Raw genomic sequence first — 17,037 nt, 5'->3', positions numbered from 1 at the left:
GAAGGCTGCGTTCAGACAAATGAAAAGATCGGACTAGCTGTGAAATTCAGAGAGGTTGTTCACAACTCGGTTGTATAGGAAGCTGTTGGTTGCGAAATCAATAGCCCTTTAAACAGAGGAGTGAACAACCATGCACAAGAATGCAAAATCTAGCCTCCATAGTCGAGTTTTAATTGTCAAAAAACATCTTGAAGAAGATGTGCCCGTCTCCGACCTGGCTGACTTTTTCGAGGTATCTAAAAGCCTGATCTATCGCTGGATCAGGCGCTATCATCAAGAAGGCCTCAATGGACTTCGAGATCGTAAAAGTCGACCTAAACGCATCTCATCGCGAACGCTTTATTGGCAAGAGCAAGCGATAAAAGCTCTGGCCCTGGGTGGCTGGTCACAAACGGATATTGCTGCCACACTCAAGATGCCGCTGTCGACTGTCTGTGTTGTTACCCATCGCATGTGTGGTCACCTGCTGAAAAAGACAGAACCCGTCCGTCGTTATGAATACGATGAGCCAGGCGGGCTAATTCACTTCGATATCAAGCGTGTCGCACGTTTCAGCCAGCCAGGCCACCGCAAGACAGGTGTTCGTAAAGTGATGACCAAAGGTGCTGGCTGGGAATACGTGCATATCTGTATCGATGATTATACTCGTTGGAGCCATGCAGAAGTTCACCCCAGGCAATCGGCTAAGGATGCTGTCAGGTTCTTTGAAAACACCCTCAAAATACTGAAAGCAATGGATGTGAAGGTAAAACGGGTGCTGACGGATAATGGTAAGTGCTACACCAGCAGAGCCTTTAGAAATGCCGTCAAAGCGATCGGTGCACGCCCCATGAATACGCGCCCCTATCGCCCTCAGACAAACGGTAAAGCGGAACGTTTTATACAGACGCTGATTCGGGAGTGGTCTTACGGCAAACTGTATAACAATTCCGCTCAGCGAAATGCGACACTATCCTGTTATCTGAAGTGGTATAACCTTGTCAGACCACATGGTAGTTTAAACAAACAACCACCTATAAGCCGGTTACTTGTGAACAACGTATCTGAAATCTACAACTAGCGAAGCGCCCGGACTTCTATCCCCAATATTCGGAGCGCTCGCGCCCTCTAACCTATCCCCAGCAACGACACCAGCAGGGGTAGCATAAACGCGGTAAAAGCGCCGGTCATCCCCATGGCCAGCCCGCCAAAAGCCCCCGCCATCAAACCGTATTCAAAAGCAAAGGCAGTGCCCATACCGTGCGCCGACACCCCCAGAGTAAACCCCTTAACCGCCTCATCAGTGATATTAAGAATGCGATAGATCGGCGGTGCCAGCATACATCCCAACGCACCAGTAATCAGCACCAGCCCCGACGCCAGTGATGGATACCCTCCCAGCTTTTCCGCCACGCCAATGGCAATGGCAGAGGTAACCGACTTAGGCGCAATGGACAGCAAAGTGCCGAGCGAGGCATCAAGCGCCTGAGCCACCAGCAGGGCTGAAGCCGCTGCGGTCACAGCGCCCGCCATGCACGCCAGCAACAGCGGAAGCAGCAGCTTTTTAACCCGTTCAAAATGATCAAACAGCGGCACTGCCAGCGCGACTGTCGCAGGTCCCAGCAAAAAGTGAATAAACTGCGCCCCCTCAAAGTAGGTCTCATATGAGGTCCCGGTCAGCAGCAAAAACACAATAATCAGAAACAGCGACACCAGCACCGGATGCAACAATGGCGTACCTCCCAGACGGCGGTTAAGCCAGGAGGTCGCGATAAAGGTGGTAATCGTTACGATAAGCCACATCAGCGGTTTTGCCGCAAAGAAGGTCCAGAACTCCATCAGCGATCATCCTCGCCAGGTTCACTCTGACTCAGCGCCTGCAATTTTCTGGCCGAAGGATTGAGAATCAACGCGGTGACAACGATTGTCAGCGCGGTACTGATAATCAGGGCGGTCAGAATTGCCAGCCAGTCCTGCTGCAGCAAGCCAAAATGCGTCATCAACCCCACCCCCGCTGGCACAAACAGCAGCGCAAGATGCTTCAACAGCGCCTCACTGGGAATCCGCAAATAGTCAGGCACATCACCTTTGACTATCAATCCTGCCAACAACAGCACCATCCCCACCACAGGACCGGGCACAGGCAAGCCGGAGACAACCACAATAAGCTCTCCGGCAAACTGAAACAGCAGCAAAATCAGAAAACCAATTAACATATCAAACCCCGAGCAGACAGATCTGCCCTATCCAGCTACCAACAATACAGCTTCCGCGCCAGCATACAGGGCAAAAACCAAAAACAGCCCCCCGGATGCCCGATGCAGCCAGGCGATAGAGACATAGCGCATCAGCGCTCTGCCCGCCAGAATACCCAGCGCAGAAGTCGATATCAGCGCCAGTGTCGCACCAATCCAGACCGGTAGCGCAGGTTCTGTACTCGCCAACCCCATCACCGCCAACTGCGTTTTATCACCCAGCTCGGCCAGAAACAGCATCAGCAGCACCGATAGAAAAACGCTCTTAACAGAGACCGCGACACTATCATCCTCGTCATCCTCGCCGTTTCTGAACGACTGAATACCAAACCAGAGAAACAACAGCGCAACCACCGTCAGAACAAGCGGACGAGGCAACCAGGTTGCAGCCACCGAACCAACCAGCACCGCCAGCAGATTCAAAACAGCAAAGGCAACAACAGCCCCCAGCAATACAGGTAAAGCGCGGTAACGGGTCGCCAGGGTCATGCAGACCAACTGACTTTTATCGCCAAACTCAGCCAGAAACACCAGCAAAAAAGCCCCAGCCATGCTCACTAACTGATCCATTCCACTCGACCCTTAAATTCTGAAAATGCCGGGGATTATACAGAATTCAGGCAAACAATCGCTCGATTATCGTTCCGACTTTAACGCCTCAAGCGATTTAAGCTCCTGAAAAGTATTGAGATTACACAGCTGATCAGCCAGATCGGAAATATCGATTAACTGCATCGGATGATTACGCATCCAGCGCTGCACCGCCCGCTGCCCACCGGTCAGCCAGCGTTCAAGATCATCTGCAAGCAGTCTGGGGATCACCGCATGCAACGGGTGCAGCTTATCGCCTTCGGACAAAACGGTAATTGACTCAGGAAAGGCTGCGGCAGCCGCCAATAAACGTTCTATCAACGCCGCCTCCAGCAACGGAGTATCACAGGGCAGTACCAGCACCTGATCCGAGTGGCTCACCCTGAGCCCCGCCAGAATTCCCGCTAAAGGCCCCTGAAAGCCCTCCAGCGAGTCTTCCACCACCTGATCAGCCAGTGCAGCGTATTCAGGCAGATGCCGGTTGCAGCTGATCACCACCCGGTCCGCAACCGGCCGCACCAACTGAACGGCAAACGCCACCATAGGTTGGGACTGAAAAGGCACCAGCCCCTTATCACGTCCTCCCATACGGCGACCTTCGCCGCCTGCCAGAATGACAACATCCAACAGCATCAACCGCCAGTTACAGGTGGAAAAAAGGCAACCTCATCACCATCAGACACAACCGTATCCAGCGGCACAATGTCCTGATTAACCGAGCACAGCAACTGACCATCCAGCGCCTTTCCCCACACAGCATCCCGCCCCTTCAACTGCTCAAGAAGCTCACCAGCAGTCACCATCCCGTCCAGCGGTTGATCCAGCTGAGCAACACCCAGCGTTTCACGCAGGGACGCAAAAAAAAGCACATTTACCATTCAGAACACCTGTTAACACTACAACCAACGCAACCAAAATACCGCCACTCGCGGCTAATTCATAACGTCACTAAAGGGAATAAACATCAGAAAATCACCCTCAGCTACAACGGTATTGGGTGGCACCACAAGATAGCCCGCAGCCGTTACAGAGGAGCTTAACACACCCGAGCTTTGACTAGAGCCCAGCACCGCCCTGCCATCGCTCAGCTGGACCCGCAGATACTCCTGACGACCAATTGGCCTTGGCCGGTTAAAACCTGCCGCAACGGGAAAGCTCATGGGTGTAACTGAACCAACCCCCATCATCCGTAACAAAAACGGCCTCGCGAGAATACTGAAGGTCACCAGAACGGCCGCGGGATTACCCGGCAACCCCAGTATAGGCTTGCCATTAACATAACCAAACGCCATCGGCTTCCCGGGTTTGATTGCCATTTTCCAGAGCCTGAGCTCGCCCTGCGACTCAACTGCAGCTTTAACGTGATCCTCTTCACCCACCGAAACGCCGCCACTACTGAGAATGCAATCCGCCTGTTCTGACGCCTGTTTCAGTGCCGCCTTTGTTCCCTCCAACGTATCTTTAACAATCCCCAGATCAACAATGTCGCACCCCAGCGCCTGCAACAATCCGTGAAGCGTGTAGAGGTTGGAGTTATAGATCTGCCCCGGTTGCAGCGGGTTACCGGGGGTTACCAGCTCATCACCCGTTGCCAGCACAGCCACTTTTAAGCGACGGTAAACCTTAACGGAGGCAATACCCACGGAGGCCAGCACACCGATATGGGCTGCCTGAAGCCGAGTTCCCGCAGGCATCACCACCTGACCGGTCTGAATATCCTGCCCCTGTGGCCGGATGTTATTTCCAGCAGCAGGGAGCTCATGAACCTCAACCCACGGCTGACCATCACTCTCCCCTGTGGTGGTATTTTCCTGCATTACCACAGCGTCCGCACCCTGCGGAATTTCAGCACCGGTAAAGATCCGGGCCGCTGTGCCAGACAGCAACGGTACTGGCGCAGTCCCCGCAGGTATCCGCTGCGAGACTATCAGCCGCTGACTCCCGGCAAGATCAGAACGTTTCAGTGCATAGCCATCCATCGCGCTGTTGTCTCTGGGGGGGACATCAACAACAGAGCGCTGATCTTCTGCCAGCACCCGACCCAGCGCATCCGCAATACCGACCGTCTCAACCGCCACATTCACCGCCGCTTCTGCCAGCAACTTTTGCAGCGCTTCAGCAACCGGCATCAGAGTTTGTGCAGGTGCGTAACATCCCTTACTCTCAGCACTCATCCGCGGGGCCCACACGCGGTATCTACCGGCCGGGCGGTCATCACCATCTCAACAAAATTACAGGGACGATGACGGGCATCCAACTGCTCACGAATAATACCGTTCCAGGCAGTTTTACAGGCGCCGGTTGAGCCTGGCATACAAAAAATCACCGTCCGGTTTGCAACACCGGCAAACGCCCGGGACTGAACGGTTGAAGTGCCAATCTCCTCATAGGAAAGCTGACGAAACAGCTCACCATAGCCTTCGATCGCTTTATCAAACAGCGGCGTCAGCGCTTCAGGAGTGGTATCCCGCAGGGTAAACCCCGTGCCACCGGTTACCAGAATCGCCTGAATCGCCTCATCGGCAATCCATTTTGAAACCACTGCCCGCAGCTGATACACATCATCTTTGCAGATCACCCGCTCCGCTAACTGATGCCCGGTTTCAGTCAAACCAGCAACCAGCGCATCCCCCGAGGTATCGGTTTCCGGGGTACGGGTATCAGAAACAGTCAGCACTGCGATCTGTAACGACTGGAAAGCCACATTTTTTTTTGCGTGAGCCATAGAATTTCCCAACTAAAACGTTTTAATCACTCGTTCTTTTTACACAACTCTGTAACGAAAAACCAAGCATAATAGATTCCGCACACTGAAACTGACGCAGAACCAACCCAATTCAACTGTATATGACCCATAAGCGTCAAACCCGGTTGCTGCGCACTTTTTTTCGCACTGCAGCAAAAAATTCGTAAAATGTCGCTATTTGGCTGCATTCACTGGTACCACTGAAAAAAAAGCCATGCTAATATTGATGCTCATAAAAGCTTCTGTTCATTTTAACTCTGTAGCACACAGATACTGAACAAAAATGGCAATGCATGGACTCACATAAGGATATCCGCCGATGAAAAACCGGATTTTAGCAAGCATAATTCCCCCCTCAGCGCTGATTCTTTCTACACCTGCATTCGCTGCTATTGAGCCTGCCGGCATAGACGCAGGTGCGGTCAGCATTGTCCCTATGGTGACGGTGCAAACAGGCTATGATGATAACTTTTTCAGTACATCAGCTAACGAACAGGATGAGACGATTACGGTTCTGTCGCCGTCAGTTCAGTTAATTGCTGAAGATGGCCTGAACGCATACCGGCTGGCCTACCAGATAAATCATGGTATTCACCAGAACAGTTCAGCTGACAACTATACCGATCATGCGCTATCAGCCGATGCCCACCTGGAATTCAGTCAGCGCAGCATCCTCGACCTCAAGGCGGCTTACAACAAAGGCCATGAAGCCCGGGGTACCGGCCTGAGCGCAACCGGCGGTATAGCCACCAGCATCGACGCACCACTGAAATACGATACCCAGATCCTCAGCTTTAACTATGTCTACGGTGCCCAGGATGCAACTGGACGGCTTCAGTTCTATGGCGAGCATCTGGATCGCGAATATCAGAACTTCCGCTCTATCACTGAGGGGCGGGACGATACCGAAGTCACGCTCGGGGCGGTATTCTATTATCAGGTAATGCCCAAGACTTCACTCCTGTTTGAAGCCCGCAACAAGGATATCGACTACGATGTCGATCCGGCTAACTCGCTGGATAGTAGCACCTGGAAATACCTGGTGGGCGCCACCTGGGAAGGCACAGCGAAAACCACCGGCACCATCAAGCTGGGTATCACAGAGAAAGACTTTGACTCCGCCAGTCGTAAAGACTTCACCGGCGGCAGTTGGGAAGCGGCCATACGCTGGGCTCCCCGCACCTACTCTGTGGTTGACATCAGCACCAGCCGGAACGCTGCTGAAGCCAACGGCAACGGCGACTTCATCGACACCAAGAGTTACAACATCAACTGGAACCACGCCTGGACCGATATTGTCAGTACAGATGCGGGCATAGGCATCATTAATGAAACCTATGAAGGCGCAGCAGATGGCCGGGAAGATGACACTACAACTCTGAACCTGGGGCTGAATTACGATATGCGTCGCTGGCTGACGTTTGCCCTGAACTATCAGTACAGTGACACTGATTCAAATCTGGCCAACACCGACTACAGCAAAAACATCGTTATGCTGACCGTCAACGCATCGCTATAAGCCAGATAATTCGAGAGAACGATATGATTTTCGGTTCACAATCAATCAGAGTAGCGCTGGCCGCTATTCTGATTTTCTTCTGTTCAGCGGTATCAGCAGAATCAACCACTCTGTCTGATTACCGGCTTGGTTCAGGCGACCTGCTTAGTATTCAGGTATTTGGCGAAGAGGATCTGAGCATGGAGATCCGCCTGAGTGACGCTGGCACCATCGCTTATCCATTCCTGGGAGAGCTCCGGGTGCTGGATATGACCATAGGTCACCTCAGCACAATGATCGAAGAGGGTCTGGCGGATGGCTACCTGCTCGACCCCCACGTCAGCATTACAGTGAAAGAGTACCGACAATTCTTTATCAACGGCGAGATCAAAGAGCCCGGTGGCTACCCTTATCAGCCGGGGCTGACCCTGCAAAAAGCGGTGGCACTGGCTGGCGGGTTCACAGAACGGGCATCCAGGAGCAAGTTATTCATCGCTCACGATGGCGAGACAAGCGATCCCCGCCTGGCTGACCTGAATACCCAGATCCGCCCCGGCGATATCATTACCATTGAACAGAGCTTCTTCTGAGCAACCGAAGCCCACGTCACCACCCACAGTAAGTAAACCCGCTCAGTATACACATTGACAGAGACAGACCGGAAAGTATGGATACGAATAAATCTCAGGAAACCACGTCCCGCCTGATAAGCGACGACGTTATCGACCTGCGCCAATACTGGAACACCATCAACCGGCATAAATGGGGCATTTTTGGCTTCGCCATCGTCATCACCATGCTGACGACTCTGGTGGTATTTTCAATGAAACCGGTGTATCGCGCTGAAGCGACACTGCTGATTGAGTCAAAAAATGCCAATGTGGTGTCGATTGAGGAGGTCTACGGCCTCGATGCGGGCAACAGTGAGTATTTTCTCACCCAGTTCGAAATTCTAAAGTCCAGACAGCTGGCGGAACGGGTTATCGAAAAGCTGAATCTGATCGATAATCCTGAGTTTAATCAGCCACCAGGTGTGATCGCCTCCACCCTCAGTTCGGTCAAAGCGCTGCTCCCGTTAGGAGTCCAGCCCGAGGTGAGCGAGGAGGAACAGGCGCGGATAAAGCTGCAAGAGGTCACCACTCAGCTGATTGAAAACCTGACAATCTCCCCGATCCGCAAGACCCAACTGGTTAAAATCAGTTACGACTCATTCGATCCGCTGCTCTCAGCCCAGATCGCCAACGCCATTGGCGATGCCTATATCGAAAACAACCTTGAAGCCCGGCTGCAGCTGACCTCCAAAGCGTCTGAATGGCTAATGGAACGTCTGAGTGGCCTGAGAGATAAACTCAAAACCTCAGAGCAGCGTTTACAGGAATACCGCGAACAGGAACAGATTGTTGGCAGTGACGGCGGTTTTGATATCGCCAACAGCGAACTGGATCTGGTCTCTTCAAAGCTGGTAGAAGCCCGCCGCGAACGGATGGCCCTGGAAAGCCTGAATAGTCAGATTAAACGACTGGATAAGAGCAATCCTGAAAACTTTGAACTAATCCCAGCAGTGTTGCAGCACCCGCTGGTGCAGAGTCTGAAGGGCTCAGTGCTTCAGGTTGAACTGAAAAAGTCGGAACTGGCTAAACGCTATGGCCCTAAGCATCCGAAGATGCAGGCAGCCCAGTCAGAACTTGAAAATGCGCGGCGCAGCCTGAATTCGCAGATCCTGTCTGTCGTCAACGGCATCGAAAACGAATATAAGCTGGCCCTGTCAGCAGAACGCTCGCTGCAGGCAGCGGTTAACAAGACCAAGCAAGACCTGCAATCGATCAACCGCAAAGACTACCGGTTGAAAGAGCTGGAAAAAGAGGTCGATGCCAACCGGCAGCTGTATGACACCTTCTTCACCCGTCTGAGCGAAACCAATGCTACCGGTGACCTGCAATCAGCCAACGCCCGGGTTTCCGACCCGGCACAGCCTCCACAGAAACCGGCCAAGCCTAAAAAAGGCCTGATTATGGCCCTCGCTTTTGTCGTCAGCATCATGTTTGGTGTGATGTTCTCATTCCTGCTGGAAGCCCTGAACAACACCCTGAAAAGTGCTCAGGATGTCGAGAATAAGCTTGATGCAACCATGCTGGGATTACTGCCAAAACTACCGAATAAAGGCAAAAATCACCACCAGAGCTATACCGCCTATCTGCAGGAGCAGCAGTCCGCCTTTGCTGAATCGGTCAGAACGATCCGCACCGGCATCGTTCTTTCCGCTCTGGACAACCCCCATAAGGTGCTCTGTTGCACCTCTTCGATTCCGGGTGAGGGAAAAACCTCGCTGGCACTCAACCTGGCCTTCTCTCTGGGCCAGATGGAGCGGGTATTGCTGATCGACGCCGATATGCGCCGCCCCTCTATCGCACGGGCATTCGGTCTCTCCGGAAAAGCCGCCGGGTTGTCCAATCTTGTTGCTGGTACAGCGAAGCTGGAAGACTCGATCCATCATGACGAGCAGTCCGGAATCGACGTACTGCCCTCTGGCATTATCCCGCCTAACCCACTGGAACTGCTGTCCTCTCGACGCTTTGCCAAGGTACTGGAGATTCTCGAAACCAAATATGACCGCATCGTTATCGATACCGCGCCAACACAGGCGGTAAGCGATGCCCTGGTACTGGCTCCCCATGTCGGCGCCATGATCTATGTGGTAAAAGCAGACTCAACCAACCACCAATTGGCAAGGAACGGCCTGAAACGGCTGAAAGAGGTTAAAGCCCCGCTGATTGGCGTGGTGCTGAACCAGGTCGATATAAAGAAAGCCGCCAAATATGGCGACGACTACAGCGGCTACTACGACACCTATGGCTATACTGCCGAGGAACAGACCGCCTGATGTATGATCTGCATAACCACATACTGCCCGGCATTGATGATGGTCCAGCGACTCTGGAAGAGTCGCTGGAGCTGGCGCAGATAGCGGTTGCAGATGGTATACGGCACATTGTCGTCACCCCCCATATCCATCCCGGCCGCTACGAAAACCAGATTGCCACCATCACGCCGGTACTCGAGACACTCCGGCAGGCGATCACGACAGCCGGCCTGCCCCTGACCCTGAGCATGGGCGCAGAGCTGCGTATCTCGGCAGAGATGATCAGTATGATACCCTCCGGCAAAATTCCTTTTTTAGGGCACTGGCAGGGTAAAAAAGTACTCCTCCTGGAACTGCCGCACAGCCATATACCTCCAGGTACCGACAAGCTTATCACCTGGCTGAAGGCACAAGATATTCAACCGATGATTGCCCACCCTGAACGCAACAAAGAGGTGGCTGGCAACGTCGACAAAATCAATCCGTTTGTCGAACAGGGCTGTCTGTTGCAAGTGACCGCAATGTCAGTAGCAGGCCGCTTTGGTGATGCCGCACGCAACACAGCCGAGATTCTGCTACAGCGGGACTGGGTCACCCTGCTGGCCACTGACGCACACAACAGCAAGCACCGTCCACCCGTCCTATCGGAAGGGATGCATGCAGCAGCAGAGATCATCGGCGAACAAGCCGCCAGAGCACTGGTCTCCTCCATTCCTGAATACATTATTTCTGGCAATGACCACACGTAACTGGCGCCGTACTCTCGCTGTCATACCGCTCCTGATCATACTATTGGCAGCCAGTATCGCCGCCATCAGAGCCGGAGTTGCAGACCTGTACGCCTACTTTCCCAGACAACATCTGGAACACTGGCAAAACACAGGAAAATCACCTTCTGAGACGCAGTTAACCCAGGCGCTTGGCAATATCGAAACAGCCCACAGCTGGCAACCCGATAACGCCGAATATAGTGATATGCAGGCACTACTGCTCTATTATCAGGCCGTGACAAAATATCAGCGCCAGGATCAGTCAGACTTTATCGCCACCACCCGGCAGGCTATCGATAGTTATCGCCAGGCAACCCTGAAACGCCCTAACTGGCCATACAGCTGGGCAAACTTTGCGTTGATGAAAGCGGCGATCCAACAGTTTGATAAGGAATATCTGCACGCGCTGCAAAGGGCAACCGAACTGGGCCCCTGGGAGAATGCAGTGAATACCAGCGTAGCTGAAGCAGGACTGCTCGGCTGGCCCCATCTGGACCAGACAACACAGGCGGCGGTGATTAAAAATATTGAGCGCGGCATTAAACGTAACAAGAAAGCCTTAAAACAGAGGCTCAGCGCGATCAACAAGCTCACAATCGCCTGCATCAATCTGCAAGCCAGCACCGACCGCAAACAATTTTGCGGTTTTTGAGCGATACATTAAAGCCATATTTTGGTTTAATTGGGACAACATCAGGACGATGAACCAGTCTGGAGAATTTATGACCACTGTACGTAAAGCTGTAATCCCGGTTGCGGGTCTCGGAACACGGGTACTTCCCGCCAGTAAAGCTATTCCTAAAGAGATGATGCCGGTAGTCGATAAGCCGGTTATCCAATACGTTGTTGAAGAAGCGGTGAAAGCAGGCATTAAAGAGATCATCCTGGTAACCCGCAGTGGCAAGTCAGCCATTGAAGACCATTTTGACAGCCATTACGAACTGGAACACCAGCTCGATATGAAAAATAAGACTGAAATTCTCAATTCGGTCAGCAAAATAATCCCCAGCGATGTCACTATTATTTCAGTCCGCCAGCCTGAAGCTAAAGGGCTGGGGCACGCAGTCTATTGCGCAGCAAGAGCGGTAAATAATGAACCCTTCGTGGTGATTCTGCCCGATGTGCTGGTAAACAACTATCAGCAGCAAGAGAATGATCTGCAGCGGATGGTGCGCGCATTCGATGACAATAATGCTGCACAGATCATGGTTGAATCCGTTCCTCAGGACAAAGTACACCTTTACGGCGTGACTGACTGCAAAGGGATTAAACCCGCTGCAGGAGAATCAACACCGATCTGCGCCATGGTCGAAAAACCCAAAGCCGAAGATGCCCCTTCCGACCTGGCCGTTGTAGGCCGCTATGTGCTGCCTGCACGGGTAATGGAACTTCTGGCGGATACCAAACCTGGTGCTGGCGGCGAGATTCAACTGACCGATGCCCTCGATGAACTGCTTAAAGAGCAAACCGTCGAAGCCTACCGAATGACAGGAAAAACATACGATTGTGGCAACAAGCTTGGCTTCCTGCAGGCCAATGTTGCCTACGGACTGCAACACCCGGAAACCGCTGAAGGATTTAAGCAGTTCCTCGCACAACAGGACTGAAATTATGACGGTTGACCAATCACCGGCCTGGCTGGCACTGAAGAGTCACGCGCAAAGCCTAAGCAACAAACACCTCAAAGAGATGTTTGCCGAAGATCCGCAGCGCTTTGCAAAACTCAGTTTCAGTGCGGCTCACTGTCTGGCAGATTTTTCCAAACAGCGTATTACCGATGACACATTACAACTGCTTATCGGGCTGGCAGAGCAGCAACAGCTACCGCAGAAAATTGAAGCGCTTTTCACCGGCGAACATGTCAACACCTCTGAAAACCGCCCTGCTCTGCATACCGCATTGCGTCAGCCCAAAGAGACACCGCTGGTATTACAGGGCGTAGACATCTCAAAGGAGATCCACTGCTCACTGGAGCGTATGGAAGCACTGGTCGAGCAGATCCATAACGGCCAGTGGCGCGGCTATGATGGCAGTCCAATAAAAACCGTGGTGAATATCGGCGTCGGCGGTTCTGACCTGGGGCCTTTGATGACCTGCCGGGCGTTAAACCTGTTTACCACCGATGATATCCGCGATATCGAGCTGCATTTTGTCTCCTCAATGGATGGCAGCCAACTGGCACGCCTGCTTAACCAGATCGATCCGGCATCAACCCTGTTTATCGTGTCATCGAAATCCTTTTCCACCATCGATACGCTGGCAAACTCCAATACCGCCCGGGAGTGGCTGGTCAACGCCAGTGGGCTCCCGGTAGAGCTGATCAGTCAGCACCACTTTATTGGCGTTACCGCCAGTCCGGCCAAAGCCACAGAGTGGGGGATTCCCGAAAAGAATCAGTTGCACTTCTGGGACTGGACCGGCGGCCGCTATTCGATGTGGTCTGCCATCGGTATGGCCATCGCGCTGCAAACCGGCAATCAGAACTTCCGCCGATTTCTGGCCGGAGCCAACCTGATGGACACCCATTTCCGTACAGCACCACTGACCAGCAACCTGCCGGTATTGCTGGCGATGGTGGGCATCTGGAACATTAACTTCCTCAATATTCATGCCCATGCAATCCTCCCCTATGACGGACGTCTGGAACACCTCCCCGCGTACCTTGAACAGCTGGAGATGGAAAGTAACGGTAAGTGTGTCACCCTGACAGGGGAAAAACTCAACTATGCCACCTGCCCGATTCTCTGGGGTGAAGTAGGCCCCAATGCGCAACATGCGTTCTATCAGCTACTGCATCAGGGAACCGAATCGGTGATGTGTGACTTTATCGCTCCGGCGCTGCGCTATCAGGGCCACGGCGACGAACTGAAAGCACAACATCAGTTAGCGCTGGCCAACTGTCTGGCGCAATCCCGGCTACTGGCATTGGGGGACAGCGTCCTTGAAGATGCCGCTAACGCACCATCGCATAAACGCTATCGGGGCAACCAGCCAAGCACCACCATTATGATCGACGAGCTCACGCCGGAAAGCTTTGGAGCCCTGATCGCCATGTACGAACATAAAGTCTATGTCCAGTCAGTTATCTGGGAGATCAACCCGTTTGACCAGTGGGGTGTAGAGCTGGGTAAACAGGTGGCAACCTCACTACTGGACCAGTTCAGCAACCCAACCACCACAACCGACAGCTCAACCGAGGGACTGATCCGTTTTGTCCAGCAGCAACGTCAGGAGGCCGGGTCATGAAAGTTAAAGTCTATGGTGCCGACCTGACCGCCTGGGTGGCGGCGGCGTCGCTGGCACGAGCGGGTAATGATGTATTAATAGAGGGCCCTGACACCCAACTGGCAAAACCGCTTCAGGAGATCTCAGCACTGCGTGATGAGCCCGGATTGCTGTATCAGATAGAACTGCAGATGCAGGAGGGCCGGCTGAAGCGCACCAGCTCTCAGGACTGTAAGACCAATATCCATTGGCTGGCACTGGAACATAACGAATTTCACTTAGCCCAGGCGATTATCTCAGAACTGGCGAACGAAGTGACTGAAAACCTGTTGATCGTCAACCAGTGTAATTTCGGCGTTGGCGCAACCGATATGTTGCAGAGTCTTCTCAATGAGGCCGCTAACCAGGTCGTGGTATATATCCCCAACAACCTCCAGGAAGGTAAGGCACTGCAGGGTTTCAGTCAGCCCAAAAGAATAACCATCGGCAGCGAGAATAGCTGGGCGATCACCATGACCCGCTCACTGATCAGGCCGTTTTTGCAAAATATCGAGCACCTGCTGTTGATGAGCAGCCGGGAAGCCGAATTCACCAAGCTGGCAATCACCGGCATGCTGGCGATTCGCATTGGCTATATCAATGAGCTGGCCAACCTGGCTGATCAGATGGATGTCGATATCGATACTATCCGCGAAGGCATGGGAGCTGATCCACGGATCGGCAACCACTATCTGTCGCCCGGCTGTGGTTTTGGTGGCCAAAACTTCAATCAGAACATCTCCCGCTTCTCCGAAATTTTTGAAAAGCGGGGACAGAACTCGCTGCTGAAAACTGTTATTTCCGAGAATGAGATACAGAAAGAACTGCTATTCAAAAAGTTGTGGCAGCACTACCAGTGCGATCTGACCCATAAAACCGTCTCCGTCTGGGGTGCATCATTTAAACCCGGCACTGCCAGTATCGATAATGCTCCCAGCCTGAAGGTTATCGATGCCCTGCTGGCACAAGGTGTACATGTCAGAGTCCATGACCCGGAAGCCCTGGGCAATCTGCAGCAGCATTACGATGATCACCACGACATAGCTTTTTGTAACGATCCCTATGATGCGATTACCGAGAGCGATGCTCTGCTGCTGGTGACGGAGTGGCCGGAATACTGGTCGCCGGATTATGAGCGACTGCTGCAACAGATGCGCATGCCGCTGATTATCGATGGCCGGAACATCTTTGACCGCGAAGCGCTGGAGATGTACGGCTTCACCTATATGGGTGTTGGACGCTGATGCTGAGAAATATCCTGCTCAGCCTCTGTGCCGCGGCGCTGCTCTACGGACTGTTTCGTCAGACACCGCCGCCGCAGCTATTTAATCAGTCGGACAAGTTCGGCCACCTGAGCGGATTTGCTGTGGTAACCTTTGCAGGCATCTGGGCGCTGTCCCGTAAACATATCCCGCTATTTATCGTCGGTCTGATCGCACTGGCCTGCAGTGCCGAGTTTATCCAGCAGTGGCTGCTGCCTCACCGGCACTTTTCACTGTACGACATGTACGCCAACCTGACAGGGATCGCCATCATCCTGATGCCCTGGCTCGGCTGGCGTGCCGTCCGACATTTTTTTTTAGCCCCATCAAATTTACAAACTTCAGAGAAGCACCAATGAGCAAACTCGCCTGTTTCAAAGCCTATGATATTCGCGGCCAGCTGGGCACTCAGCTGGATGAAGACCTTACCTATCGCATTGGCCGCGCCTATGCAGAGTTCCTGAAACCCGAGACCGTTGTGGTTGGCGGCGATATGCGCCTGTCCACCGAAGCGCTAAAACTCGCCCTGGCCAACGGTCTCAGAGACTCTGGTGTCAACGTTCTGGATATCGGCCTATGCGGCACTGAAGAGATCTATTTCGCCACCGCTCACCTGAAGACGGATGGCGGCATCGTTGTCACCGCCAGCCACAACCCCGAAGATTACAACGGTATGAAGCTGGTTAAACAGGGCTCCCGCCCGATCAGCGGCGATACCGGGCTGAATGATATCGAGCAACTGGCACGCGAAAATAACTTTGCGCCTGTCGATGAAGCCCAGCGCGGCAGCTACGAAAAAGTGGATACCCTGGCAGCCTATATCGAACACCTCGAAGGCTATATCGATCTGCAGGCCCTGAAACCGATGAAGCTGGTTGTTAACGCCGGCAATGGTGTTGCCGGACATGTGATTGACGCCCTGGAGACCCAGTTTAAAGCGGCATCCGTGCCGGTCGAGTTTATTAAAGTTCACCACCAGCCCGACGGCACCTTTCCAAATGGCATCCCTAACCCGATTCTTGAAGAGAATCGCGCCGACACCATCGCGGCCGTACTGGAACATAAAGCCGATATGGGGATCGCCTGGGATGGTGATTTCGACCGCTGCTTCCTGTTTGACGAAAACGGCCGCTTTATTGAAGGCTACTATATCGTTGGCCTGCTGGCTGAAGCATTTCTGGCAAAAAATGCAGGTGCGTCAATCATCCACGATCCTCGTCTGACCTGGAACACCCTGGATATCGTTGAAGCCAGCGGTGGAAAAGCGATTCAGAGCAAAACCGGACACGCCTTTATCAAGGAAAGAATGCGTGAAGAGGATGCAGTCTACGGCGGTGAGATGAGCGCCCATCACTACTTCCGCGATTTCTTCTACTGCGATAGCGGCATGGTACCCTGGCTGCTGGTTGCCGAGCTGATCAGCAACAAAGGCCTGTCCTTGTCACAATTGGTCGACGACCGGATTACCAAATTTCCCTCGCCAGGCGAAATCAACAGCAAACTGGAAGATCCGAAAGCGGCTATCGACCGGGTGCTTGAAAAGTACAAAGACGCGGCAGTATCCATCGACTACACCGACGGTATCAGCCTGGATATGGGCGAATGGCGCTTCAACCTGCGCTCATCCAACACCGAACCAGTGGTCCGGCTGAATGTCGAAACCCGCGGTAATGAAGCACTGATGAAAGCCAAAACAGATGAGCTGCTGACGCTATTGCGGGCATAAACACTAAGCCCTGTGGGAGCCCCGTTAGCATGCCCTCTGGGTACCCGGGGCGATAAAACCTCGCGGCGGGACGCCGCTCCTACAAC

Annotated in this window: 18 protein-coding genes; 11 read left to right on the top strand and 7 right to left on the bottom strand. The window is 53.1% G+C overall.

From position 1 onward, the window contains the following. Nucleotides 1-130 precede the first annotated feature (130 nt). Nucleotides 131-1,060: an IS481 family transposase gene (locus OCU43_RS05125; protein ID WP_261832983.1), complete on the top strand. Its 930-nt coding sequence runs from the start codon at nt 131-133 to the stop codon at nt 1,058-1,060. 47 nt (nt 1,061-1,107) lie between these two features. On the opposite strand, the gene OCU43_RS05120 is transcribed toward OCU43_RS05125, so the two are convergent. The 7 genes from OCU43_RS05120 to moaB form a co-directional block, all read right to left on the bottom strand. Then, nucleotides 1,108-1,818 carry an LrgB family protein gene (locus tag OCU43_RS05120; RefSeq protein ID WP_091361872.1) on the bottom strand — a complete coding sequence of 237 codons (711 nt, stop codon included), beginning with the start codon at nt 1,816-1,818 and terminating at the stop codon, nt 1,108-1,110. Then, nucleotides 1,818-2,195: a CidA/LrgA family protein gene (locus OCU43_RS05115; protein ID WP_091361874.1), complete on the bottom strand. Its 378-nt coding sequence runs from the start codon at nt 2,193-2,195 to the stop codon at nt 1,818-1,820. Before OCU43_RS05115 ends, OCU43_RS05120 begins: the two co-directional genes overlap by 1 nt. Nucleotides 2,196-2,222: 27 nt before the next feature. Continuing rightward, nucleotides 2,223-2,804 (bottom strand): TMEM165/GDT1 family protein, encoded by a 582-nt coding sequence (locus tag OCU43_RS05110; RefSeq protein ID WP_091361876.1) that lies wholly within the window; start codon nt 2,802-2,804, stop codon nt 2,223-2,225. Nucleotides 2,805-2,870: 66 nt separating this feature from the next. After that, nucleotides 2,871-3,458, bottom strand: a complete 588-nt coding sequence (mobA, locus tag OCU43_RS05105; RefSeq protein ID WP_091361877.1) for a molybdenum cofactor guanylyltransferase MobA — start codon at nt 3,456-3,458, stop codon at nt 2,871-2,873. Then, nucleotides 3,458-3,703: a MoaD/ThiS family protein gene (locus tag OCU43_RS05100; RefSeq protein ID WP_091361879.1), complete on the bottom strand. Its 246-nt coding sequence runs from the start codon at nt 3,701-3,703 to the stop codon at nt 3,458-3,460. Before OCU43_RS05100 ends, mobA begins: the two co-directional genes overlap by 1 nt. Before the next feature lie 54 nt (nt 3,704-3,757). After that, complete coding sequence (locus OCU43_RS05095) at nt 3,758-4,999, bottom strand: molybdopterin molybdotransferase MoeA (protein ID WP_091361881.1); 1,242 nt, start codon at nt 4,997-4,999, stop codon at nt 3,758-3,760. Beyond that, complete coding sequence (gene moaB / locus OCU43_RS05090) at nt 4,996-5,550, bottom strand: molybdenum cofactor biosynthesis protein B (RefSeq protein WP_091361882.1); 555 nt, start codon at nt 5,548-5,550, stop codon at nt 4,996-4,998. Before moaB ends, OCU43_RS05095 begins: the two co-directional genes overlap by 4 nt. A 340-nt stretch (nt 5,551-5,890) precedes the next feature. Here moaB and OCU43_RS05085 point away from each other — a divergent pair, with 340 nt between their 5' ends. The 10 genes from OCU43_RS05085 (at nt 5,891) to OCU43_RS05040 (ending at nt 16,951) form a co-directional block, all read left to right on the top strand. Further along, the gene (locus tag OCU43_RS05085) at nt 5,891-7,090 is read left to right on the top strand and encodes an outer membrane beta-barrel protein (protein ID WP_091361884.1); all 1,200 of its coding nucleotides are present in this window, start codon (nt 5,891-5,893) and stop codon (nt 7,088-7,090) included. Between the two features lie 23 nt (nt 7,091-7,113). Then, on the top strand, nt 7,114-7,659 hold the full coding sequence (locus tag OCU43_RS05080) for a polysaccharide biosynthesis/export family protein (protein WP_091361886.1): 546 nt from the start codon (nt 7,114-7,116) through the stop codon (nt 7,657-7,659). 77 nt (nt 7,660-7,736) lie between these two features. Then, nucleotides 7,737-9,950 carry a GumC family protein gene (locus tag OCU43_RS05075; protein WP_091361888.1) on the top strand — a complete coding sequence of 738 codons (2,214 nt, stop codon included), beginning with the start codon at nt 7,737-7,739 and terminating at the stop codon, nt 9,948-9,950. Then, the gene (locus OCU43_RS05070; protein WP_091361890.1) at nt 9,950-10,678 is read left to right on the top strand and encodes a tyrosine-protein phosphatase; all 729 of its coding nucleotides are present in this window, start codon (nt 9,950-9,952) and stop codon (nt 10,676-10,678) included. Before OCU43_RS05075 ends, OCU43_RS05070 begins: the two co-directional genes overlap by 1 nt. Further along, the gene (locus tag OCU43_RS05065) at nt 10,587-11,351 is read left to right on the top strand and encodes a hypothetical protein (RefSeq protein WP_139203228.1); all 765 of its coding nucleotides are present in this window, start codon (nt 10,587-10,589) and stop codon (nt 11,349-11,351) included. The genes OCU43_RS05070 and OCU43_RS05065 overlap by 92 nt, the downstream gene beginning before the upstream one ends. 70 nt (nt 11,352-11,421) lie before the next feature. After that, on the top strand, nt 11,422-12,306 hold the full coding sequence (galU, locus tag OCU43_RS05060; protein WP_091361893.1) for a UTP--glucose-1-phosphate uridylyltransferase GalU: 885 nt from the start codon (nt 11,422-11,424) through the stop codon (nt 12,304-12,306). Between the two features lie 4 nt (nt 12,307-12,310). Next, nucleotides 12,311-13,945 carry a glucose-6-phosphate isomerase gene (gene pgi / locus OCU43_RS05055; RefSeq protein WP_091361894.1) on the top strand — a complete coding sequence of 545 codons (1,635 nt, stop codon included), beginning with the start codon at nt 12,311-12,313 and terminating at the stop codon, nt 13,943-13,945. Beyond that, complete coding sequence (locus OCU43_RS05050; protein WP_091361896.1) at nt 13,942-15,207, top strand: nucleotide sugar dehydrogenase; 1,266 nt, start codon at nt 13,942-13,944, stop codon at nt 15,205-15,207. Before pgi ends, OCU43_RS05050 begins: the two co-directional genes overlap by 4 nt. Next, entirely contained in the window at nt 15,207-15,584 is a 378-nt protein-coding gene (locus tag OCU43_RS05045) for a hypothetical protein (protein ID WP_091361897.1), read from the top strand. The genes OCU43_RS05050 and OCU43_RS05045 overlap by 1 nt, the downstream gene beginning before the upstream one ends. Beyond that, nucleotides 15,581-16,951, top strand: coding sequence for a phosphohexomutase domain-containing protein (locus OCU43_RS05040; protein WP_091361899.1), 1,371 nt, complete (start codon nt 15,581-15,583; stop codon nt 16,949-16,951). Before OCU43_RS05045 ends, OCU43_RS05040 begins: the two co-directional genes overlap by 4 nt. Nucleotides 16,952-17,037: the final 86 nt, after the last annotated feature.

This window comes from Amphritea atlantica, assembly GCF_024347255.1.
GTDB lineage: Bacteria > Pseudomonadota > Gammaproteobacteria > Pseudomonadales > Balneatricaceae > Amphritea > Amphritea atlantica.
This window is presented reverse-complemented; position numbering and strand designations above follow the sequence as displayed.

What these genes read in the sequence shown, in the direction of transcription:
- OCU43_RS05125 (WP_261832983.1), top strand. Translation starts at nt 131, where the DNA reads ATGCACAAGAATGCAAAATCTAGCCTCCATAGTCGAGTTTTAATTGTC.
- OCU43_RS05120 (WP_091361872.1), bottom strand. Translation starts at nt 1,818, where the DNA reads ATGGAGTTCTGGACCTTCTTTGCGGCAAAACCGCTGATGTGGCTTATC.
- OCU43_RS05115 (WP_091361874.1), bottom strand. Translation starts at nt 2,195, where the DNA reads ATGTTAATTGGTTTTCTGATTTTGCTGCTGTTTCAGTTTGCCGGAGAG.
- OCU43_RS05110 (WP_091361876.1), bottom strand. Translation starts at nt 2,804, where the DNA reads ATGGATCAGTTAGTGAGCATGGCTGGGGCTTTTTTGCTGGTGTTTCTG.
- mobA (WP_091361877.1), bottom strand. Translation starts at nt 3,458, where the DNA reads ATGCTGTTGGATGTTGTCATTCTGGCAGGCGGCGAAGGTCGCCGTATG.
- OCU43_RS05100 (WP_091361879.1), bottom strand. Translation starts at nt 3,703, where the DNA reads ATGGTAAATGTGCTTTTTTTTGCGTCCCTGCGTGAAACGCTGGGTGTT.
- OCU43_RS05095 (WP_091361881.1), bottom strand. Translation starts at nt 4,999, where the DNA reads ATGAGTGCTGAGAGTAAGGGATGTTACGCACCTGCACAAACTCTGATG.
- moaB (WP_091361882.1), bottom strand. Translation starts at nt 5,550, where the DNA reads ATGGCTCACGCAAAAAAAAATGTGGCTTTCCAGTCGTTACAGATCGCA.
- OCU43_RS05085 (WP_091361884.1), top strand. Translation starts at nt 5,891, where the DNA reads ATGAAAAACCGGATTTTAGCAAGCATAATTCCCCCCTCAGCGCTGATT.
- OCU43_RS05080 (WP_091361886.1), top strand. Translation starts at nt 7,114, where the DNA reads ATGATTTTCGGTTCACAATCAATCAGAGTAGCGCTGGCCGCTATTCTG.
- OCU43_RS05075 (WP_091361888.1), top strand. Translation starts at nt 7,737, where the DNA reads ATGGATACGAATAAATCTCAGGAAACCACGTCCCGCCTGATAAGCGAC.
- OCU43_RS05070 (WP_091361890.1), top strand. Translation starts at nt 9,950, where the DNA reads ATGTATGATCTGCATAACCACATACTGCCCGGCATTGATGATGGTCCA.
- OCU43_RS05065 (WP_139203228.1), top strand. Translation starts at nt 10,587, where the DNA reads ATGCAGCAGCAGAGATCATCGGCGAACAAGCCGCCAGAGCACTGGTCT.
- galU (WP_091361893.1), top strand. Translation starts at nt 11,422, where the DNA reads ATGACCACTGTACGTAAAGCTGTAATCCCGGTTGCGGGTCTCGGAACA.
- pgi (WP_091361894.1), top strand. Translation starts at nt 12,311, where the DNA reads ATGACGGTTGACCAATCACCGGCCTGGCTGGCACTGAAGAGTCACGCG.
- OCU43_RS05050 (WP_091361896.1), top strand. Translation starts at nt 13,942, where the DNA reads ATGAAAGTTAAAGTCTATGGTGCCGACCTGACCGCCTGGGTGGCGGCG.
- OCU43_RS05045 (WP_091361897.1), top strand. Translation starts at nt 15,207, where the DNA reads ATGCTGAGAAATATCCTGCTCAGCCTCTGTGCCGCGGCGCTGCTCTAC.
- OCU43_RS05040 (WP_091361899.1), top strand. Translation starts at nt 15,581, where the DNA reads ATGAGCAAACTCGCCTGTTTCAAAGCCTATGATATTCGCGGCCAGCTG.